This is a genomic window from Providencia sp. wls1943 (assembly GCF_009706275.1).
In the GTDB taxonomy this organism is placed as follows: Bacteria; Pseudomonadota; Gammaproteobacteria; order Enterobacterales; family Enterobacteriaceae; genus Providencia; species Providencia zhijiangensis.
Window position 1 is genome coordinate 60724 of record NZ_WLTU01000009.1, and the last position, 21411, is coordinate 82134.

The following is a 21411-nucleotide window of genomic DNA, read 5'->3' on the forward strand; positions in this document are numbered from 1 at the left end:
TGTTTATTGGTTTATACTGGGTTTAGTCGAACTAACGATAATAGAACCCTGATTTGATTAATCAAAAGCGCCTGAAGCTTCGGCGAACATAATAATTATTAAATATTTATGACAATAATGGTTGAGATTAAATGATGATGGCAAATAATAAAGTTGCCTACTTTAAGTGGTGCCTATTATTCGGTTTTGTACTCATAACCTATTTTCTTCCTCTCAATGGGCGAATGCTATGGCAGCCCGATGAGCTACGCTATGCAGAAATCAGCCGTGAGCTGATATTAAGTAGCCATTGGAGTGTACCTGAGCTGCTCGGTATCCGCTATTTTGAAAAACCGATTTTTGGTTATTGGGTCGGTTCTTTCTTCCAAATGTTATTTGGTGAAAACAATGTCTCGGTTCGATTAGGCGTGGTGTTTAGCACCCTGATCAGCGGGTTATTTGTTTATCTCAGCGCAAAGATGGCATGGAAAAATAAAGACCTCGCGTTTAATGCGGTGCTTATTTATCTTTCCATGTTTATGATTTTGACCATTGGGACTTACAATATCCTTGACCCAATTGTGACCGCTTTTATTACGATGATTATCTTCTTTTTCCAATGGGGGATAACCACGACACAACGCGCTCATAAATTGTATGCCTATATTTTGATTGGCGTGGCATGCGGCTTAGGGGTCATGACAAAAGGCTTTTTAGTCTTAGTGCTTCCTGTTTTAGTGTGTTCCGTTAGCGCAATTTACTTCAAAAAGCTCAAAGACGTCTGCCTGTACGCATTAATTTCGATTCTTGTCGCTGTGTTAGTTTGCTTACCGTGGGCGCTCACGATTGCCAGCCTAGAGCCAGATTTCTGGAGCTACTTTTTCTGGGTTGAGCATATTCAGCGTTTTATGGCGGATAACGCACAAAACAAATCTCCGTTCTGGTTCTATATGCCGATTTTATTGGCGGCAGTGCTTCCGTGGCTCGGATACCTCTTTTCATCCCTTGCACACGCAGTCCGCGCGAGAGGCATGAACCTTTATTTCTTATTGTGGGCGGTGCTACCTTTCCTATTTTTTAGTGTCACTAAAGGGAAGCTACTCACCTATATTCTGCCGTGCATCGCACCTATCGCGATTTTGATGGCATCTTATTTGCAGCAGGTTTTAACCCAGAATAAAGTGGCTACCATTCGTCTGAATGCGCTGATAAACATTACGCTGGGTGTCGCGGCGGCAGGGGCATTTATTGCCTCACCTTACTTCCCTAAAATGAATTTATATCAAGGGGATGAAAGCTACAAAATGTGGATTGCCGCAGGGGCATTTCTATTTTGGGCTGTGATGGGTGTGGTGTCATTTAACCGTAAATTCTGGTCATTGGCCGCTGCCTGTACGTTAGTACTCAGCCTCAGTATTGGGCATGTGATCCCTAAATACATTGAGAGCAATAACACCCCGCAAGGCGTGCTAACTAAATACCAAGATCAGCTACAAAACCGCGCGATACTCTTAACCAATAATGTGGGATTAGGCACTGCGTTGGCTTGGGTACTAAAACGCGATGACATTACCATGTTGTATCAAACGGGTGAGCTAGGCTACGGATTGAATTACCCTGATGCAGAAAACCGTTTTTACCGTTTAGAGCAGCTACCAAGCTTGCTGGCGAGTCAAAATAACCGCAACGTCGCGGTGGTGGTTGATGCTTCACAAAATGAAGTCATTGATGCTTTACCAGGTACGCCAATCATTATTAAAGAAGGTAAGTTGGTGATGGCTTTCTATGAAGGTCAGTAAATTAATAGCCTGATGATCTATTCTTGAGAACCTATTGAAAAAGAGCCGCACTACGAAAGTATGCGGCTCTTTTTTTCTATTGATTAAAACATGGCTAAGAACACTATTTACGCCATCGGTTCGTGACGTCGGAGTGCGTGTTCCTTGATGGATAAGGATGATAAATCATCATCATTGCCACACTGTTGCTCATAGGATTGGTCGAAAAATCCGTTGATTTGCTGTCGTGAACTGTTCGCTTTTCCTTGCGAGCGGGAACAAGCGAAAGATGGTTTAACGATGATAAATTCATGGTGCCGTCTCCTCAGAGTGCTTAATTAAACGGTTAGCTTCAGCCAGCTCATAACGTCTTGGGGTTAACGCTGTCGCGCTGTGATTACGTGCGAGCACGGAATAGATAGTTGGCAACACAAACAGGGTAAATAGCGTCCCCACCAGCATGCCTGTGACAATCACCAGACCCAGCCCAAAGCGGCTATTTGCTCCGGCGCCAGTTGCGAACAGAAGGGGAACTAAACCAATAACCATTGCTGCCGTCGTCATCAAAATTGGGCGTAAACGGATCTGTGCTGCTTTTAAGATGGCATGGCGTTTATCTAACCCCTCGTTAGCTTGTAGCTCATTGGCGAATTCAACCATTAAGATCCCGTGTTTACTGATAAGCCCGATTAAAGTGACTAAGCCAATTTGGGTATAAATATTGAGGGTGGCATAACCCAGCGCCAGCGGGATCAAGGCACCACAGATAGACAGCGGAACGGTAATTAAGATAATCAACGGATCCACTAAACTTTCATACTGAGCCGCGAGCACTAAATAGATGATGATCAGCGCCGCCATAAACGCGAAGGCGAGGGTGTTTCCTTCTTGTTTATATTGGCGTGAATCGGATTGCCAATCATGGCTAAAACCGGCTGGCAGCTCGCTGGCTATCTCATCGAGATACGCCACCGCTTGCCCTAAGGTAACGCCCGGTGCAGGGATCGCTTGGAAAATAGCGGCATTTTGCTGATTAAACTGAGACAGTTTATTCGGCTCTACTTGTGTTGAAATATCCACCACCATCGACAGCGGGATCATGCTGCCATCTTCGGACTTAACATAATGGCGGGATAACGCTTCAGGCGTCAGTCGCTGGCTGCGTAGGCTTTGTGGGATCACATCGTAAGAGTGCCCATCCATGCCAAAGCGGTTGATATAATTCTCACCCACCAGCAGCGTTAGGGACTCACCAATATCCTGCATACGAATGCCTAAACTATTAGCTTTCGAACGATTAATGCGAACTTCAACCACAGGGTTGTTGTAGTCGAGGTCGCTATCTACCACCATAAACAGGCCGCTTTCACGAGCTTGCTGTTTGATCTCTTCCATGGTGCGATATAACACCGGATAATCTTGCGGGCTTTTTAGTACCATCTGAATAGGCAAACCGCCCGTCGAACCCGGTAATGCAGGTAACTGAAATACAAAGATACTGTTACCTTCCACATCGCCAACGCGATTTTGTAAATCCGATTGGATCATCGATGCAGGGCGCTCTCGTTGCTCCCAAGACGTTAAGTTTGTCCCCCCGAAGCTGGCGGAAGGGCCATCGGTGCCGTTAATAATCCACGTACTTTCGGTTTCGGGCAGCTCCATAAACACATCGTGTAATTTACGGGAGAAACGCTCCACATACTCAAGGTTGGCATGTTGCGGAGACTTAATCGCGGTTAAGACGCTAGATTGGTCTTCAACTGGTGCCAGCTCTCGCGGTGCGGATTGATACAACATCGGCAGGCTGATCACGACACCAACAGCCAAAATTCCAGTGATCCAGCGGTTCTTCAATGAGAAATTCAGTACCGCTGTATAGTAATGGGCAAGGGTCTCGAAGAAGGTTTCTGCCATTCGTGCCATACGCCCTTCATTCTGTATCGAGTTCAACATAAACGAACTCATGACAGGGGAGAGGGTTAACGCCACGATGCCAGATACAATCACCGCGCCCGCCAACGTGAGCGCAAACTCTTTAAACAATGCCCCTGTTAATCCAGACATTAAGCCAATCGGCGCATACACTGCGGCGAGGGTAATCGTCTGAGCTGGCGTAAGTCGAGTAAATGGCGGCTCCGCCACCTACGGAAAGAAGCCCTGCACATAGCAACGTTAGCGTTTTTTTATTCATTATCATTGGCATCTTAAATTGACAATTAAAGAGGCTGGCACTATAAAACCTTAAGTTAAGTTGAGGTCAATAGGGGGTGAGCAAAAATGGTGGGCAAAACCATGAATACGATAAAAACGCGGGAAATTGCCGCTGAAAAGGTAGATTTTTCACGGACCCTGACGGTAGGGGAAGTGGCGAAACGTGCAGGCGTTCCGGTCTCTACAGTGCATTTTTATGAAGCGAAAGGGCTGATTCAAAGTACCCGAACACAAGGAAATCAGCGGCGTTTTCCACCGGTGGTTTTACGCTACATTGCCATTATCAAAGTGGCACAAAGTACCGGTATTCCCCTCAAAGAGATCCAAGATGCACTTGGCCAGTTTCCGGCAAACAGCAAATTGACGGCGGAAGAATGGAAAGGGATGTCAACGGAGTGGAAAAGTTCATTAGATAGACGAATCAAGCAGTTAACTCGATTGCGCAATGAGTTGGATCACTGTATTGGTTGTGGTTGTTTGTCTCTCAAAGATTGCCCTTTGCGCAACCCTGAAGATATCTTAGGCAACCAAGGCTCCGGCGCCCAAATCCTCGAACGTCCTTAAATCACACTTTTCACTATCTGGATAGCCACTGCAAAATGTGGCTATTTATCCATTATTATCATCATGTTATTAACTAAATAGCCGCGCTGTGTGGATAATCTTTGCGCATATGGGCTACCGATTTTTGCCTTTTTTGCGTAATGATTCGTCATGTTAATTTTTTGTGAACGAATGAGAGCGAAGAGGGCACAGTGATGAAAGGTCTGAACAACAAAATTGCCATCGTGACGGGTGGTGCAACCAAAATCGGCGCAACCGTGGCAAAAATCTTATGTTCCTATGGGGTCAAAGTCACCATTTTTGATATCGACAAAACCAATGGGGAAAATGTGGCGCAATCGGAGCCCAATATTGACTTTCTGCCCGTGGATATCACCGATGACCAACAATTAAAGCAAGGCATTGATCGCGTTGCGCAAAAATATGGTCAACTCGATTTTTTGGTTAATTTGGCCGCAACCTATCTGGATGACGGCCAAGCCTCTTCACGTCCAGACTGGCTAACGGCATTAAATATCAACGTGGTGAGCGCCGTGATGGCTGCGCAATTTGCCAAGCCCCATTTAGCCAAAGCAGGTAAAGGGGCAATTGTAAACTTCACCAGTATCTCCTCTTCGGTGGCGCAAACAGGTCGCTGGCTCTATCCCGCATCGAAAGCCGCCATGCTAGAAGTGACGCGTAGCCAAGCGATGGATTATGCTCCCGACGGTATTCGCGTCAATTCTGTTTCCCCCGGTTGGACATGGTCTCGGGTGATGGACGAATTAACCGGCGGCGACCGCCAAAAAACCGACCGCGTCGCGGCGGATTATCATCTTTTACAACGTGTTGGCGACCCTGAAGAGGTGGCTCAAGTTGTGGCATTTCTACTGTCTGAGCTGGCGAGTTTTGTCACTGGCGCAGATTACGCGGTCGATGGTGGATACTCCGCCATGGGACCTGAACAGGCGAAACCCGCCATTCCCCGTCTTGCTGAATAAGACACCCTGATTTTAATTTTATCGAGGAATTCACTATGCGTCGTATTGCAATCGTAGGTGGTGGTCAGGCGGGTATGCCATTGGCATTAGGGCTGCTGGACAAAGGTTATGACGTGACGGTTGCCACCAACCGTACCCCAGATGATGTGAAAAATGGCCGTGTAATGTCTAGCCAATGTATGTTCGATATTTCGCTGCAATTTGAGCGTGATTTAGGGATCAACTTCTGGGAAGACAAATGTCCGCCAGTAGAAGGTATTGGTTTTACTGTCCCGCATCCTGAAAAAGCGGGTGAAAAAGCCATTAGCTGGCGCTCACGTATCGATAATTACGCTCAAGCCGTTGACCAGCGTATCAAAATGCCTTACTGGCTGGAGTTATTTGCCGCTCGCGGTGGCAACTTGATGATTGAAGATGTGGGCGTCGCAGAGTTAGAAAAACTCGCTGAAACTCACGATTTAGTGATTTTAGCGGGAGGAAAAGGGGAAATTGTTAAGCTGCTAGAACGTGACCCTATTCGTTCTCCGTATGATAAACCTCAGCGTGCGTTAGCGCTCACGTACGTTCACGGCATGCTGCCAACCCCTGAGTTTTCACAAGTCTCCTTCAACCTAATACCGGGTGTGGGGGAATATTTTGTGTTCCCATCCCTTACCAACAGCGGCGACTGCCACATCATGGTTTTTGAAGGTGTGCCAGGTGGGCCGATGGATCAATGGGGAGAAGCGCGTACGCCACAAGAGCATTTGGCCTACAGCAAAAAAATCATCGATACCTATTTACCGTGGGAAGCAGAGCGCTGCCGCCATGTGGAGTTAACAGACGAAAACGGCATTTTGGCAGGGCGCTTTGCCCCAACAGTCCGTAAGCCAGTTCTCACTTTACCATCAGGCAAAATTGTCTTCGGTTTAGGGGATGCATTAGTCACCAACGATCCTCTCACTGGGCAAGGATCGAATAACGCCACGAAAGCCAGCAAAGTCTATTACGATGCCATTTTAGCCCGTGGCGACAAGCCGTATACCGCGGAATGGATGAATGAGACATTTGAACAATTCTGGAAATACGGTCGCCATGTTGTGGAGTGGACTAACGCTCTATTAGCACCGCCACAGCCACATGTTCTTAATGCATTAGGCGCAGCGCAACAGCTGCCAACCTTAGCGCACACCATCGCGAATGCCTTTAACTATCCACCGGTTCTTGCACCATGGTGGCACGATGCCCATGCCTGCGATGCGTATATTCAATCGCTGATGCAAGAAGAAGTTCGCGCTTCGTAGGAGAAATCAGTATGTCGATGATTGCAGAGGACACGCTTATGTGCGACAGCGAATGGGGTCATACCGAGTTTGAATCGAAAACCTTACGCAATTTACTAGGCTGCTACCCCACAGGGGTAGCGGTTGTGACCACTCGCACCCCTGATGGACGTGACGTTGGATTGACCATCAATTCATTCGCATCACTGTCGTTAGATCCGCCTTTGGTACTGTGGAGCTTAGTGAATCATTCACCCAACCTCGCGGTATTTCGTGATTGCCAACATTTCACGATCAATATCTTAGGCAAAGATCACCAAGAGTTGGCGATGCGTTTTGCTAACCCTCGAGTTGAAAATAAATTCGAAGATGTCGCCGTGCACATCACGCCAGAAGGGATCCCCGCCTTACACGGCGCGATCGTGACGTTAGTGTGTGAAAACCACAAGCAGGATCATATTGGCGATCACTTATTGATGGTGGGGCATGTGCGCCGTATTGGTAGTGAAACGGGTAAGCCTTTAGTTTTCCACAGCGGCACATTTACCGCCCTACATGAAGCGCAATAGGCGCAGGAGATAGTATGGAACAGCAAACTTTGATGTCATTTGCCAGCGAGTTACAAAAAGGCAATATTCAGATTATCGACCTGACACAAACCTTATCGCCTTCATTTCCAGCATTGCAACTGCCAGCTGAGTTTGGGCAAGTGTGGTCATTCAAAATGGAGCAAATCTCCCGTTATGATGAAAATGGCCCCGCTTGGTATTGGAATAATTTTAGCTGTGGCGAACACACGGGTACCCACTTTGACGCTCCCGTTCACTGGATCAGCGGTAAAGATCAGCCAAAAAACACCGTTGATACTATCCCGCTCCACCACTTTATTGCCCCAGCGGTCGTTGTTGATGCTAGCAAAGAAGTGGCTCAAAACCCCGATTGGATCTTAACCGTCGATTTCCTACAAAAATGGGAAGAGAAACACGGCAAAATTCCAAAAGCCGCATGGGTTTTACTGCGAACAGATTGGTCGAAAAAGTCTGATAATCCAGAAGCGTATGTGAATATGCGCGAAGATGGTGCTCATACGCCAGGGCCTTCTCAAGAAGCGGTTGAATGGCTTATCCACCAACGTGACGTTAAAGGCTTTGGGGTTGAAACCATCAATACAGATGCAGGGCAATCTTACAGCTGGCCTGTGCCGTACCCGTGCCACACACTAATGCACGGCAACAATAAATACGGTCTGCAATGCTTGAAAAATCTCGACCAACTACCGGCTACTGGAGTGGTGATCGTCGCAGCGCCCCTGAAAATTGAAGGCGGTTCGGGCAGCCCATTACGCGTGCTTGCGCTGGTGGGGTGAGGTATGGCGACCTTATCCAACCCCCAAGTGATCGTGGTCGGCAGCGGGATGAACTCGCTGATGTGCGCCGCCTTATTGGCGGTGCGTGGGAAATCGGTCTTGGTTCTAGAACGTAACGATCGCCTTGGCGGTTGTATTCGTACCGAAGCGTTATTTGACGGCTACACTCACGACCTACTTTCTTGCTGGTATTCATTGTTCGTTGGTAGCCCTGGTTACCAAGAGTTAGCGCCATTGCTTCAAAAACAGGGTTTGGAATTCGCTCAATGCGACTATTCCACTGGATTGGTGCAACCTGATGGCAAATCTGTGGCATTAAAGCGGGATATTGCGGAGGCCGCCAAACAGCTGGATGCTCTCGCCCCCGGTGACGGTTTAGCATTTCGTCAAATGGCCGAAAAACTGTTTAGCGAAGATGCCGCACTGACATTTGGTCTATTAGGGCAAAATCCCTACAGCGGTAGCATGTTCAAGTTACTGTTTTCCGAGTGGCGCAAACGCGGCGTTGATGGCTTGCTGGATTTCGCTAAATCCGGCGTGGAAAGTTTTCGTCGCTGGTCTGAACGAGAATTACAGCATGACTTTAGCCGTGCACTGATGGCGCCGTGGGTGCTGCATACAGGGTTAGGGCCTGATGAAGCCAGCTCGGCGCTGATTGGTAAACTGACGTTTGCCGCAGTTGTGGCGGGTGGAATGCCCGTTGTCAAAGGCGGCAGCTACCGGATTGTTGACGCGTTCACCAAAGTGATTGAACAACATGGTGGCGAGTTACGTACCAACGCCCATGTGGAGAAGATCATCACACAGGGTAGCGGTAAAAATAGCCGTGCCACAGGGGTTCGTGTGAATGGGCAATTTATTCCCGCGAGTGAAAGTGTGGTGTGCAATGTGACGCCAACCCAGCTATATGGCGGTTTGCTCGATGAGGTTTCGCCACAAGTGAAGCAGCGGGCGAAAGGCTATCGTTATGGTCGTGGTGGAATGCAAATCCACTTTGCGCTAAGCGCGCCGCCGCCATGGTGCAACCCTGAATTACTCAATGTGCCACTGGTTCATTTCACAGAGAGCATGGAGCAAGTGTGCTTGTCCGTCACCCAAGCCAATAATGGCTATCTGCCGGATCGCCCGACGTTTGGGATCGGTCAACCTACCACATTAGACCCAAGCCGTGCTCCTGAAGGCGGGTGGATCTTGTGGATCCAAATGCAAGAATTACCTCGCCATCTTAAAGGGGATGCGGCGGGAGAAATTGCGATCCCTGAAGATGGACGCTGGAATGATGAGGTGCGTGAAGCCGTTGCCGATCGCATTCAGCAGCGTTTGGAAATGGTGATGCCCGGTGTGTCTGATTTGATCGTCGGCCGCAAGGCGATTTCCCCCGCCGATCTCGAACGTTATAACTGCAATCTGGTGGGGGGGGATCCGTATTCAGGAACCTGTTCGCCAGATCAATTCTTTTGGTTGCGACCGTTTGCCGCTTCAGGGCAGACCAAAGCACACCAAACGGCAGTCAAAAATCTGTTCCATATTGGAGCATCAACCCATCCGGGCCCTGGTCTTGGCGGGGGCTCTGGGTATTTAGTTGCTGAGAAATTAGCAGCGAAGAAAAAGCGGTAATAGAGAATGGGCTTGAATCAATTCTAGGCAAGACAAACATATCGATCATAAACACATGTCGATCATAAAAACACGGCAAACACAAAAGTAAACATATAAAAAATATCATAAAACCACTACAGCGGCAGGTAAATGATGAATAAAGAAATGGTGAATAAGCTGCTCGTCGGCTCGTGCTTGGGTGCACTGTCATTTGGTGCTGTCGCAACAGAAGGGGGCGGTCTTGGGATCTACCCTGATGGGCTAGAAAACTTTATGTCTGGCGCATTGCCACCGCAAGGTGTCCATGTGCTGGTCTATGGTGGAAATGCCCACTATGACAGTGTTCGTGACAACAAAGGTGATAAAATTCCAATCCCCGGTTTTAGTGTGAATGTGAACGTACTCGCACCACGTTTTATCTGGGTAACTGACCAAAAAGTGTTTGGTGGCGATTTAGCGTTTCATACCATCCTTCCTTTGTTGGATGTGACGGCGAAGGCGGCGGGGAATAAAGAAACCAGTCGTGGACTCGGGGATATTACTTTTGGTCCCGCACTCGGTTTCCATCCTTCCGCTGACTTGCATTATGTCTTAGGGCTGGATGCTTACGCGCCAACCGGAAAATACAGTAAAACTGACCCATCAAGTTTAGGGAAAAATTACTGGGTATTACAGCCGGTGTGGGCAATCAGCTACATTCCACCTGTCGGGGTGAATGCGGATTTAAAAATGATGTATGACTTTAATTTCCGCAACAATGATACGGACACACGTTCAGGGCAAGCATTCCACGCCGATTATGCATTAGGCTGGGGCTTTGGTAATGGCTGGGTAGCAGGGATTGGGGGATATGGATTTATGCAAACCACCAATGACAGCGGCCCAAATTCAGCACAAGGTAAGGCTCAAGCTTTCGCGGTAGGTCCTTCAATCCGTTATGCAAACCCACAAGGTTGGCTATTTACGGCGAAGTGGGAGAAGGATTTCTCTGTGAAAAATCGTCCAGAAGGTTCACAAATTTACCTCAAAGCGTCTATTCCGTTTTAATTCCTTCCTCTTCAATATTGGCAGCCGAAAGGCTGCTGATATTGAAGTACATAATTCCTATTACCTATTTTCATTTTCAGGTGATAGTCGAGTCTTCCATATATGAAAAAATGACCGTACAACTCGCTAATCAGCCATACGGTCATTTTTATCTAGACTGGTTTTACTACATGAATTTACGCTTTTTTCATACTTTGGCTTGGACTCTCTCCATAGCGTTGCTTATATTCTGCGCTAAACCGTCCCATATGGGCGAACCCCCAACGCAATGCTACGCCAGTCACGCTGGTGGCTTCCCCAGACATCAATTCGGCTCTAACTCGCTCCATACGTAAATCACGTAAATATTGCATCGGACTAATATCTAAAAACTCTTTAAAACCGGCATATAAGCTGCGCAAACTGACGCCAGCAATATGGGCGAGTTGTTCAACGGTAATTGGCTCGTGGGCGTGTGCTTCGAGATACTCTTGCACACGGCGTACATGACGCGGACGAATAGTGGCTCGGCGCATACCGGAATTTTCTAAATAATTATGCTGGTGGGTGGAAAGTAGGGTGACAGAAACCAATTGCTCCACTTGGGTGGTTATCAGTTTATGTTGTAGTAAATCAGGCGTACGCGTTGCGCACTCAACCAAATAATTCATCAACGTACGCCATGCAATGCAAGACTGCCAAGCAAACCCTAATTCAAAAACTAACGGTTTCTCTAAGGTATGTCCAAGCTGCCCAACCAATGTACGCTCTAATAAAGAACGAGAAATTCGCAGCATAAATTGGTCATTATCACCATTCCATCGCATCACCGTAGACTCTTCTGGGCTAAGTAAAGAAGCCATCTGCGGTGTGGATTCTAAGGTTTTCCCGCCGCTTTCGATAATTGCACTACCTGACAATGGCATTTGCACCAGAAAAAAATCTTCCAATTGCCCGGGAGTGATAGCCACATCTGCCCCATAGCGCAGGCGGCTGAGGGAAATATCCCCCATTGGAATGTAATGCATTCGAGCATCAAGACGTTGATGCGGGTTAAGTAACTGAAATTGATGGGGCTTCATCACTCGACCCACCATGGATTTGATCTCTTCAGGATCAGCTGAACTGAATAATAATCGCTCAGAAGAACAGAGTTGGTTCTCTATCTGAGGTGCAGGTGCGTAAGGCCATGAATTGCTCAACATAAGGAGGTGCCTCCAAAGTAAACACTGTGCCCTTGATAGGTTGACTAGCGAGTGCCGCGATAAGCTAGAATCCTTGAGGGTCTCTATGGGATATTCCGATATCTCATTGTTATTTTTTTATTATCTTCGACTCATCACATGGGTCGATTTTATTAACATTTTATTAAACAATTTTTAACCAATTGTGCTTCGAACATAGCATAAAGGAATTTGCTTACCTAGCCATATTTGTGCAAAAACTATCCGAATACTGCAAGAAAATAGAGAGAATTCACTGATTGTGATTTCCATAACAAACTAAAAAATAAAGTTATTTTTATTGGATTTTAGTTTTAAATATATGATTATTCATATTGTTTTATATATTTATCTACCTATTAGTTAAGCAAAAAGTTATCTATTATGGAATTTTATTTTTTATTAGAGGAATACTCTAATTCCCTTCTATTTGTAAGGGGTAATTAGGATTATTAGTTGATTAATTAGGGAAATTAGTCATGAGTATCTTTGGCTCACTTTCTTATCAACTATCTCTCATTTTTCTATTTTCTCATTATTTTACAATGATTTTGTCCGCTCTATGCACCCCTTATCCACTCTCTGCAAAAATATAATATGCATGATTAATCATGGATTGACCTTTTCTTAACAAATGAGATACAAGAAAGAAACACAAAAAAGATAACAACGTGCTGACGTTGACTGGTGAGGTTAAAATGGCTGAGCGCTCGTTTGTTCAAGAAGTTCAAAAATTACGGCAGGGTGAAGGTGAAGTCTTCAGCGGTGAAGGGATCCTTGCCGTTACAAAAGCGTTACTCGAATCGGGAGTCTCCTATGTGGCTGGCTATCAGGGCGCACCGATTTCCCACTTGATGGATGTGCTGGCAGATGCGCAGGATATCCTATCGGACTACGGTATTCGTTTCGAAAATAGCGCCAGTGAAGCTACTGCGGCTGCAACACTAGCTGCATCAGTTAACTACCCTTTGCGTGGCGCAGTGACATTCAAAGCAACAGTTGGTACTAACGTGGCTTCAGATGCATTAGCAAACTTAGCCTCTGGCGGCGTACTGGGTGGTGCGTTGATTATCGTCGGTGAAGATTACGGCGAAGGTTCCTCTATCATGCAGGAACGTAGCCACGCATTTGCTATGAAATCCCAAATGTGGCTACTCGACCCACGCCCTAATTTACCTTGTATTGTTCAAGCCGTTAAAGATGGTTTTGACCTTTCCGAAGCTAGTAATACCCCAGTTATGCTGCAAATGCGCATTCGCTCTTGCCATGTTCATGGACAGTTCACATGCTCTGATAACCAACACCCTAAATTTACGGTCAAAGATGCGTTAGAAAACCCAACTCGTGACGTAAGCCGCATCGTGTTACCGCCTGCCAGTTTTTTACATGAAAAAGAGAAAATTGAGGCTCGCTGGCCTGCTGCCATCAAATTTATTCAGCAACGTGAACTCAACGAATTTTTTGCGGAAGATGCCGAAGATGTGGGGATCGCCTTACAAGGTGGCAACTACAACACACTGATCCGTGCATTAAACCAGATTGGTCTCGCCGACGTTTTTGGTAATAGCAAAATCCCGTTGTATGTCATGAATGTGGCGTACCCGCTGATTGATGATGAATTTGAACGCTTTTGCCGCAATAAAAAAGCCATTTTGGTTTTAGAGGAAGGGCAACCCAACTTTGTTGAGCAAAATGTGGCGAACATTTTACGTCAACGCAATATTGATGTGGCGTTGCATGGCAAGGATATGCTGCCAATGGCGGGAGAATATAACACCGCGACGGTATTGGCGGGGCTGCGCTCGTTTTTCGAACGCTATGGCAAAATCGAGCCACAAGTGAAAGCGGCTGCAAATCAGATTCGTATTCCAACCATTAATGTCGCGGCCGTGAAAGCCGATGATGACCTACCTGAATATGTGAACGCTGCGGAACCTACTCTGAATGAAACGGTACATGCGCGTCCACCAGGGTTCTGTACTGGCTGCCCTGAACGTCCGATTTTTACTGCAATGAAGCTAATTGAGCGTGAACTGGGCGAGCACCATGTGAGTGCAGATATTGGCTGCCATTTATTCTCGATTCTGCCGCCATTTAACCTCGGAAACACCACGATGGGCTACGGGCTGGGTGGTGCGGGTGCCGCTGCGCTGAATGCGAAAGCGGGTAAACGGGCTATTTCTGTGATGGGAGATGGCGGTTTTTGGCATAACGGGTTAACCAGCGGTATTGCTAACAGCGTATTTAACCGTAGCGATAACTTAACTATTGTTGTTGATAACAGTTATACCTCAGCAACGGGTGGACAAGATATTTTGTCGTCAACGGCGCTAAATCCTACTCGCAGTACTGGCCATGAGATTGAAAAAGCCGTTAAAGGTGTTGGGGTGAACTGGGTGAAAACCATCACCCGTACCTACGATTTAAAAGCCATGACGAACACCTTGCGTGAGGCACTGACGACGACAGAAAGCGGCCCTAAAGTGTTAATTGCGCAAAGCGAATGTATGTTGAACAAGCAGCGTCGCGAAAAGAAAAAAGTCCGTGAAGATGTTTCAGCAGGAAAGCGAGTTGTCCGTGAACGTTTTGGTGTTGATTCAGATACTTGCACGGGAGACCACTCCTGTATTCGTTTATCGGGTTGCCCATCTTTATCAATCAAACCTAACCCAGATCCTTTACGGACAGACCCAGTCGCGACAGTGATGGATAGTTGCGTAGGCTGTGGGCTGTGCGGTGAAGTCTCCCATGCAGCAGTGCTGTGTCCTTCATTCTTTAAAGCTCAGATTATTACCAATCCAAATGGTTGGGACAAACTGCGCCACCGTGTTCGCGGCTGGTTTATTGGCTTCTTGCAGCGTCGTGATGCACGCCGCCGTGAACAACTGAGTTTTTAGGGGGGCACATGACTCAATCTTTAATGACTTCTAAATCGTTAATGACTTCTCAACCGCTAATGGCTTTGCAGCCGATCAAAATCGCCATCCTCGCGATGGGGGGGGAAGGTGGTGGCGTGCTCGCCGATTGGATTGTCAATCTTGGCGAAGATAACGGTTATTTTGCGCAAACCACTTCTGTGCCGGGAGTAGCGCAGCGCACAGGGGCAACAATTTATTATGTTGAATTATTCCCTGGTGCTGATAACCCGAAAACGCCTTCACCTGTTTTAGCGTTAATGCCAATGCCCGGTGATGTGGATGTGGTGTTGGCTTCAGAGCTGATGGAGGCTGGGCGCGCTGTACAACGTGGTTTTGTGACTGCGGAGCGTACCACGCTGATTAGTTCGACCCATCGGGTTTATTCCATCGCAGAAAAATCGGCTATGGGGGATGGGCGAGTGGATAGCCAAGCGTTGATCCGTCATGCGGGGCAAGCCGCCCGTCAGTTTGTACATTTTGATATGGCGCAAGCGGCGCAAGAGAGTGGCAGCGTGATCAGCGCCGTATTGTTCGGTGCACTGTTTGGTTCGGGGGTACTGCCCTTTAGCCGTGAACAATTTGAAGAAACCATCGTTCGTGGTGGCGTAGGGGTAAAACCGAGCTTGCGGGCATTTGCATTGGGCGCTGAAAAAGCGGCTCAGCCTGAAGAAGCTTATCAAGCAGAATCCGTAAAATCGGTAGAAAAAACGCCAAAAAACAAACATGTAGCTGCTCTCCTTTCTCGGATTGAAGGTCAGTTTCCGGACCATGTTCACTACCTTGCAACAGAAGGTGTTCGCCGACTGGTTGATTATCAAGACCCTGCGTATGCCGAAACGTACCTCAATCGACTGCAAGGGTTATTTGCGCAAAAAGGCGGTGATGATCCGCGTTTGCAGCGTGCGCTAGTGCGCCACTTAGCGCTATGGATGTCTTATGAGGACACCATTCGCGTCGCGGACTTAAAAATTCGAGATAGCCGTTTTGCCCGAGTACGCAGTGAAGTCCAAGCGAAAGATAACCAATTGCTCGACATCAATGAATTTATGCATCCAAGAATCGAAGAGATTTGCGAAACGCTTCCCAAAAGTTTAGGCAACTGGTTGATGAAACCACATTGGGTACACAAAGCCGTTCGTAAATTGACGCAAAGGGGACGAACAATCACTACCAGTTCCTTGTGGGGATTCTTACAGTTGTACGTGCTAGCCGCATGGCGCAGAGGGCGTCGCTCAACGCTGCGTTATCAGCTTGAAAATAATCGCATTGAAAAATGGCTAGCCACCGTCGTGCAAGCCGCAAAAAGTAACCCTGCTTTGGCAACCGAAATTGCGCAATGTCAGAGAGTGGTTAAGGGGTATAGCGACACCCATGCTCGTGGATTGCGCAATTTCCAAGTTTTGATGGAGATTGTTGAACGTCATGGTAGCCAGCTAGCACCGATTAATTTACGTGAATTACGTGAAGCGGCGCTGGCGGATGAACATGGTAATGAGTTGAAAAAATGCCGTCAGCGTTTGGCGATGGAATAAGGATAGCATCATGAGTTTACTGACATTTTCTCGAAACCATCGGATCAATTTTTCAGAGTGTGATCCCGCTGGGATCGTGTTTTACCCGCAATATTTCGTGATGTTTAACAACCTCATTGAGCGTTGGTTTGATGAATTACTCCCTGAAGGATTTGCGGGGTACATCCTCGATCAGCGCTTTGGTTTGCCCACGGTGCATTTAGAGGCGGATTTTAAAGCGATTAGCCGTATGGGAGATGATGTTCAGCTTGAGCTGCATGTCGAACGCATAGGCGGTAAATCACTAACTTTACGTCAACGCTGTATCAGCCTTGATGGCGAGTTGCGCATGGAAGTGACGCAAACTTATGTCACTACATCACTGATTACGCATCAGGCTATTCCAATCCCTGAAGCACTGTATAGCGCCTTAACCCAGCAGCAACCGGTGTAATGGCACAACGTAATAAAGGAGAAATTCCATGAATATCGTTTGTATCGGCGGCGGTCCCGCTGGGCTTTATTTTGGGTTGCTGATGAAACTGCAAAACCCAAGTAACCGTGTGGTGGTGGTTGAACGTAACCGCCCTTATGACACCTTCGGTTGGGGCGTGGTATTTTCTGATGCCACATTAAGTAATTTGCGCAAAGCAGATCCCGTCTCAGCAGAAACGATCAGTGCTGAATTTAGCCATTGGGATGATATCGACATTCATTTTAAAGGTAGCTGTAACCGTAGTGGCGGGCATGGCTTCATTGGTATTGGGCGTAAAAAGCTTCTCAATATCTTGCAAGATCGCTGCCTTGAAGTGGGTGTGGAATTGGTATTTGAGACCCAAGTGGCGGATGACCAAGAAATTGCACGTCAATATGATGCGGATCTAGTGATTGCGTCTGACGGGATCAACAGCGCAGTCCGTACTCGCTATGAAAATATCTTCAAACCCGATATTGATCAACGTCGTTGCCGTTTTGTTTGGTTAGGTACAAAAAAGATTTTCGACGCATTTACCTTCTTGTTCGCGGAAAATGAACACGGTTGGTTCCAAGTTCACGCTTATCAATTCCAAGAAGGGTTATCCACATTTATCGTGGAAACCACCGAAGAAACTTGGCTGAAAGCGGGTATTGACCAAATGTCTCAAGAAGATGGGATTGCCTACTGTGAAAAGCTGTTCGCCCCGTGGCTGGACGGCGAAAAACTGATTGCTAATGCAGCGCACTTACGTGGTGCAGCGATTTGGATCCGCTTCCCTCGCGTAATTTGTGATAACTGGGTGCACTGGACACAGCCAACAAGCAGCAAGGAAGTTCCTGTGGTGCTGATGGGGGATGCCGCTCATACCGCCCACTTCTCTATTGGTTCAGGCACTAAACTGGCTCTGGAAGATGCGATTGAGCTGTGCGAAAGCTTGAAAGAGACCCAAGGGGATTTGCGCAAGGGGCTTGAGCACTACCAAAAAGTTCGCAGTGTCGAAGTGCTGAAAATCCAGAATGCGGCGCGTAACTCGACCGAGTGGTTTGAAAACGTGCAACGCTATGAAAACCTTGACCCTGAGCAGTTTGCTTATTCTTTATTAACCCGTTCTCAGCGCATCTCTCATGAAAATTTACGTGTGCGTGATAGCAACTGGTTAACCCATTATGAAAACTGGTTTGCCGAAAAATCGGGTTTACCAACGCAGGTGGCTAACCAAAAAGTCACCCCGATGTTGACGCCATTTCGCTTGCGTAATGTGGAACTGAAAAACCGCGTGATAGCGTCTCCAACGCTGCTGTATTGCGCAACTGATGGGTTAGTCAGTGATTTCCATCTGGTGCATATTGGTAGCCGCGCATTAGGTGGGGCTAGCCTGATTATGACGGAAATGACGGCGATTTCTCCTGAAGCACGAGTCACGACAGGCTGCCCGGGTATTTGGAATGATGCGCAAGTGGCGGCATGGAAAAATGTGACGCAATTTGTACACCAGAAAACAGATGCGAAAATTGGTATCCAATTGGGGCATGCTGGGCGTCGTGGTTCAACACAGCGCGGCTGGGAGCAAGAAAACCACCCAATGAAACAAGGTAATTGGCCATTAGTTTCCGCATCACCATTACCTTATTTACCTTCAATTTCACAGACACCCACTGAGCTAACCGAAGCCCAAATGGCGACGATTATCGATCAGTTCGTGGCGGCAGCAAAACGCGCAGATCAAGCTGGTTTTGATTGGTTAGAGCTGCAAGCTGGGCATGGCTATCTGTTATCGAGCTTTATCTCTCCATTAACTAACCAGCGTACCGATGGGTTCGGCGGCTCGCTAGAAAATCGTCTACGTTTTCCGTTAGCGGTGGTGAGCGCAGTCAGAAAAGTATGGTCTGACGATAAGCCATTGTCTGTGCGCATCTCTGCGACAGATTGGGTTGAAGGCGGCACAACAGTCGATGAGGCGGTATTAATTGGGCAGGCACTTCATCAAGCGGGCGCGGATATTATCGACTGCTCATCGGGTGAAGTTTCTCCTCTTCAGCAGCCAGTTTATGGGCGTATGTACCAAACCCCAATGGCGGATCGTATTCGCAATGAAGGATCGGTACCGGTGATTGCCGTCGGAGCGATCACTGATGCGGATCAAGTGAATAGCATTATCGCGTCAGGGCGAGCAGATCTTTGTGCGCTCTCTCGACCACTCCTTGCCGACCCTGCTTGGTTACTCCATGAGTGTGCTCGCTTTGGGTGGAATTCAGTCACGTGGCCAGCGCCTTATGAATATGGTCGCCAACAATTAATCCAACAATCGAAAAGCCGTTAATGGCGTAAATGCGAGAGGAGGAAACACCATGACAGCCCACTCCCATGAAATTCAGTCCCATGACCAATACAGAGAAAATGTCGCAGGACGCGCAGATGTGGAAGATACACCAGAATTGTTAAAGTATTACAAACAGTTAGATGAATTCAATACGGGCGCATTATGGACGGTTGCCAACAAAATAGAGCCGTGGCAGCCAAAATCACAATCCGTGCCTGTGTTATGGCGCTACCAAGATTTGCGTGAGCATGTTTTGCGTTCGGTAGATTTAGTGACCCCAGAAAAAGCGGGTCGCCGCGTGATCTACTTAAATAACCCGGGGCGCCAAGATGTGGCGGCTGCCGTGGGTTGGTTATATTCGGGTTTGCAGGTGATGCATCCCGGGGAAGCGGCTTCTGCTCATGCTCATTCATCATCAGCATTGCGTTTCATTATGGAAGGGCGTGGCGCCTACACCATTGTGGAAGGGCAAAAAATGATTCTAGAAGCCAATGATTTTGTACTAACGCCTAACGGTACTTGGCATGAACATGGGGTGGAAGAAGGCGGGCTACCGTGTATTTGGCAGGATGGTCTCGATATTCCATTAGTCAATGCGATGGAAGCGGGTTTCTACAAGGTTCACCCTGATTTACATCAAGCGCAAACTCGCCCAATTGATTATCCCGTTGGCATGTGGGGAGCGACAGCATTGCGCCCACACCATGTGGGATGGGATAAGCCGTATTCGCCATTATTCAAATATCAGTGGGGGCCAACTTATGAAGCATTGCAACGCGCTGCAAAAGTGACGGATGGCTCGGTGTTTGATGATGTTTTAATGAACTACACCAACCCATTAACGGGTGGACCTGTGATGCCAACTATTGGGGCTAGTATGCAGTTATTACGCCCTGGGTTTGTTGGTAAAGCTCATCGCCATACGGGCAGTTTTATTTACCAAGTGGCGAAAGGAAAAGGGTATTCGATTATTAATGGGCAGCGCTTTGACTGGCAAGAGCGAGATATTTTCTGCGTGCCATCATGGATGTTCCACGAACATGTGAATACATCCCAGAGTGAAGACGCGTGTCTGTTCTGCTTTAACGACCTGCCAGTGATGCACTCCCTTGGTCTCTATTATGAAGAGGCGCTTGTGGACAATGATGGGCACCAAAAAGTGATTAGCTAAGTTTTTATTCTAACTATTTATTTTTTTTAGCTATTTATTCCGATTATTGATTTTAATTATTTACGTGAAGATTTCAGTTAGGTCTTAAGACCTGACTCAAGGAGAAAAATTATGCGTCTTATTACTTACCGTTCAGATGTGACCGCAGCAGCACGTTTAGGGGCGATTGTTAACGAGCAAGTCGTGGATTTAGCGAGATTAGCTGAAGAGAACGGCCAATATCTCCCTGATAATATGTTGGATTTTATTGATTTAGGCCCTCAAGGGATCCGTGCAGGTACTGAATTATTAAACGCACATAAAGGTCAATTTCCTGCGGGAACGGCATGGCCTGTTCAGAACGTGAAAATTTTAGCGCCAATTCCACGTCCAAGAAAAAATATCTTTGGGATCGGTTTGAACTATGTTGAACACGTTGCGGAATCGAGCCGTACGCTGGACACCTCTAAAGAGCTACCAAAAGAGCCCGTTATTTTCTCTAAACCGCCAACAACGGTGATTGGCCCAGGTGATGCGATTGAGCACAACAGTAAAATCACTCAGCAGCTGGATTGGGAAGTGGAGTTGGCGGTGATTATGGGGACGCGTGCTAAAGGGGTATCTGAAGCAGACGCACTGAATTATGTGTTCGGTTATAGCTTAATGATTGATATGAGTGCGCGTGATTGCCGTCGTGCGGGTCAATGGATCTACTCAAAAGGTCAGGATACTTACGCGCCATTTGGCCCGTGCATCGTAACGGCTGATGAAATTCCTGATCCTCACTCACTGAATCTGAGTTTGAAAGTTAACGGCGTAACCAAGCAAGACTCCAATACTCGCCACATGCTGTTTAACGTGAATGCGTTAATTGCTGATATCAGCAAAGGCATTACCTTAGAGCCGGGGGATATTATCGCAACAGGTACTCCTGAAGGGGTTGGTGCGGGTCGTTCTCCACAAGAGTGGGTATGGCCGGGTGATGTGATTGAAGCGTATGTCGAAAAAATCGGTGAATTACGCCATCCAGTGGTTGCGGTATAACC

The 21411-nt window shown here is 47.4% G+C and carries 15 protein-coding genes and 1 pseudogene; 14 read left to right on the forward strand and 2 right to left on the reverse strand.

Translation table 11 applies throughout. From position 1 onward, the window contains the following. Nucleotides 1-131: 131 nt before the first annotated feature. Complete coding sequence (arnT, locus tag GKR48_RS04815; protein WP_154627242.1) at nucleotides 132-1778, forward strand: lipid IV(A) 4-amino-4-deoxy-L-arabinosyltransferase; 1647 nt, start codon at nucleotides 132-134, stop codon at nucleotides 1776-1778. A 288-nt stretch (nucleotides 1779-2066) separates the two neighbouring features. On the opposite strand, the pseudogene GKR48_RS04820 reads toward arnT, so the two are convergent. Beyond that, nucleotides 2067-3866: pseudogene (locus tag GKR48_RS04820) on the reverse strand (efflux RND transporter permease subunit); the annotation flags it as partial. Between the two features lie 183 nt (nucleotides 3867-4049). On the opposite strand from GKR48_RS04820, the gene soxR reads away from it, so the two are divergent. From soxR to GKR48_RS04855, 7 genes are all read left to right on the forward strand, one after another. Next, nucleotides 4050-4532 carry a redox-sensitive transcriptional activator SoxR gene (gene soxR / locus GKR48_RS04825; protein WP_195848221.1) on the forward strand — a complete coding sequence of 161 codons (483 nt, stop codon included), beginning with the start codon at nucleotides 4050-4052 and terminating at the stop codon, nucleotides 4530-4532. Nucleotides 4533-4726: 194 nt separating this feature from the next. Further along, entirely contained in the window at nucleotides 4727-5512 is a 786-nt protein-coding gene (locus GKR48_RS04830) for an SDR family oxidoreductase (RefSeq protein ID WP_154627244.1), read from the forward strand. Nucleotides 5513-5547: 35 nt separating this feature from the next. Then, nucleotides 5548-6795 (forward strand): styrene monooxygenase/indole monooxygenase family protein, encoded by a 1248-nt coding sequence (locus tag GKR48_RS04835; RefSeq protein WP_154627245.1) that lies wholly within the window; start codon nucleotides 5548-5550, stop codon nucleotides 6793-6795. Between the two features lie 11 nt (nucleotides 6796-6806). Then, nucleotides 6807-7343 (forward strand): flavin reductase family protein, encoded by a 537-nt coding sequence (locus tag GKR48_RS04840; RefSeq protein ID WP_230088591.1) that lies wholly within the window; start codon nucleotides 6807-6809, stop codon nucleotides 7341-7343. A 14-nt stretch (nucleotides 7344-7357) separates the two neighbouring features. Then, on the forward strand, nucleotides 7358-8140 hold the full coding sequence (locus GKR48_RS04845) for a cyclase family protein (protein ID WP_154627246.1): 783 nt from the start codon (nucleotides 7358-7360) through the stop codon (nucleotides 8138-8140). A 3-nt stretch (nucleotides 8141-8143) separates the two neighbouring features. Further along, the gene (locus GKR48_RS04850; protein ID WP_154627247.1) at nucleotides 8144-9757 is read left to right on the forward strand and encodes a phytoene desaturase family protein; all 1614 of its coding nucleotides are present in this window, start codon (nucleotides 8144-8146) and stop codon (nucleotides 9755-9757) included. Between the two features lie 132 nt (nucleotides 9758-9889). Continuing rightward, nucleotides 9890-10786: a SphA family protein gene (locus tag GKR48_RS04855; protein WP_154627248.1), complete on the forward strand. Its 897-nt coding sequence runs from the start codon at nucleotides 9890-9892 to the stop codon at nucleotides 10784-10786. A gap of 176 nt (nucleotides 10787-10962) precedes the next feature. On the opposite strand, the gene GKR48_RS04860 is transcribed toward GKR48_RS04855, so the two are convergent. After that, the gene (locus GKR48_RS04860; RefSeq protein WP_154627249.1) at nucleotides 10963-11970 is read right to left on the reverse strand and encodes an AraC family transcriptional regulator; all 1008 of its coding nucleotides are present in this window, start codon (nucleotides 11968-11970) and stop codon (nucleotides 10963-10965) included. Between the two features lie 716 nt (nucleotides 11971-12686). Between GKR48_RS04860 and GKR48_RS04865 the strand changes: the two genes are divergently transcribed. The 6 genes from GKR48_RS04865 to GKR48_RS04890 all read left to right on the forward strand — a co-directional run bounded on the left by GKR48_RS04865 (nucleotide 12687) and on the right by GKR48_RS04890 (nucleotide 21409). After that, nucleotides 12687-14885, forward strand: a complete 2199-nt coding sequence (locus tag GKR48_RS04865; RefSeq protein ID WP_154602117.1) for a thiamine pyrophosphate-dependent enzyme — start codon at nucleotides 12687-12689, stop codon at nucleotides 14883-14885. Between the two features lie 8 nt (nucleotides 14886-14893). Further along, nucleotides 14894-16438 (forward strand): indolepyruvate oxidoreductase subunit beta family protein, encoded by a 1545-nt coding sequence (locus tag GKR48_RS04870; RefSeq protein ID WP_230088593.1) that lies wholly within the window; start codon nucleotides 14894-14896, stop codon nucleotides 16436-16438. A 10-nt stretch (nucleotides 16439-16448) separates the two neighbouring features. Further along, the gene (locus GKR48_RS04875) at nucleotides 16449-16871 is read left to right on the forward strand and encodes an acyl-CoA thioesterase (RefSeq protein ID WP_154602039.1); all 423 of its coding nucleotides are present in this window, start codon (nucleotides 16449-16451) and stop codon (nucleotides 16869-16871) included. Between the two features lie 28 nt (nucleotides 16872-16899). Continuing rightward, nucleotides 16900-19215 carry a bifunctional salicylyl-CoA 5-hydroxylase/oxidoreductase gene (locus GKR48_RS04880; RefSeq protein ID WP_154627250.1) on the forward strand — a complete coding sequence of 772 codons (2316 nt, stop codon included), beginning with the start codon at nucleotides 16900-16902 and terminating at the stop codon, nucleotides 19213-19215. A gap of 28 nt (nucleotides 19216-19243) precedes the next feature. Next, nucleotides 19244-20386 (forward strand): cupin domain-containing protein, encoded by a 1143-nt coding sequence (locus GKR48_RS04885; protein ID WP_154627251.1) that lies wholly within the window; start codon nucleotides 19244-19246, stop codon nucleotides 20384-20386. A gap of 111 nt (nucleotides 20387-20497) precedes the next feature. Beyond that, complete coding sequence (locus GKR48_RS04890; protein WP_154627252.1) at nucleotides 20498-21409, forward strand: fumarylacetoacetate hydrolase family protein; 912 nt, start codon at nucleotides 20498-20500, stop codon at nucleotides 21407-21409. The last annotated feature ends 2 nt before the right edge of the window (nucleotides 21410-21411 follow it).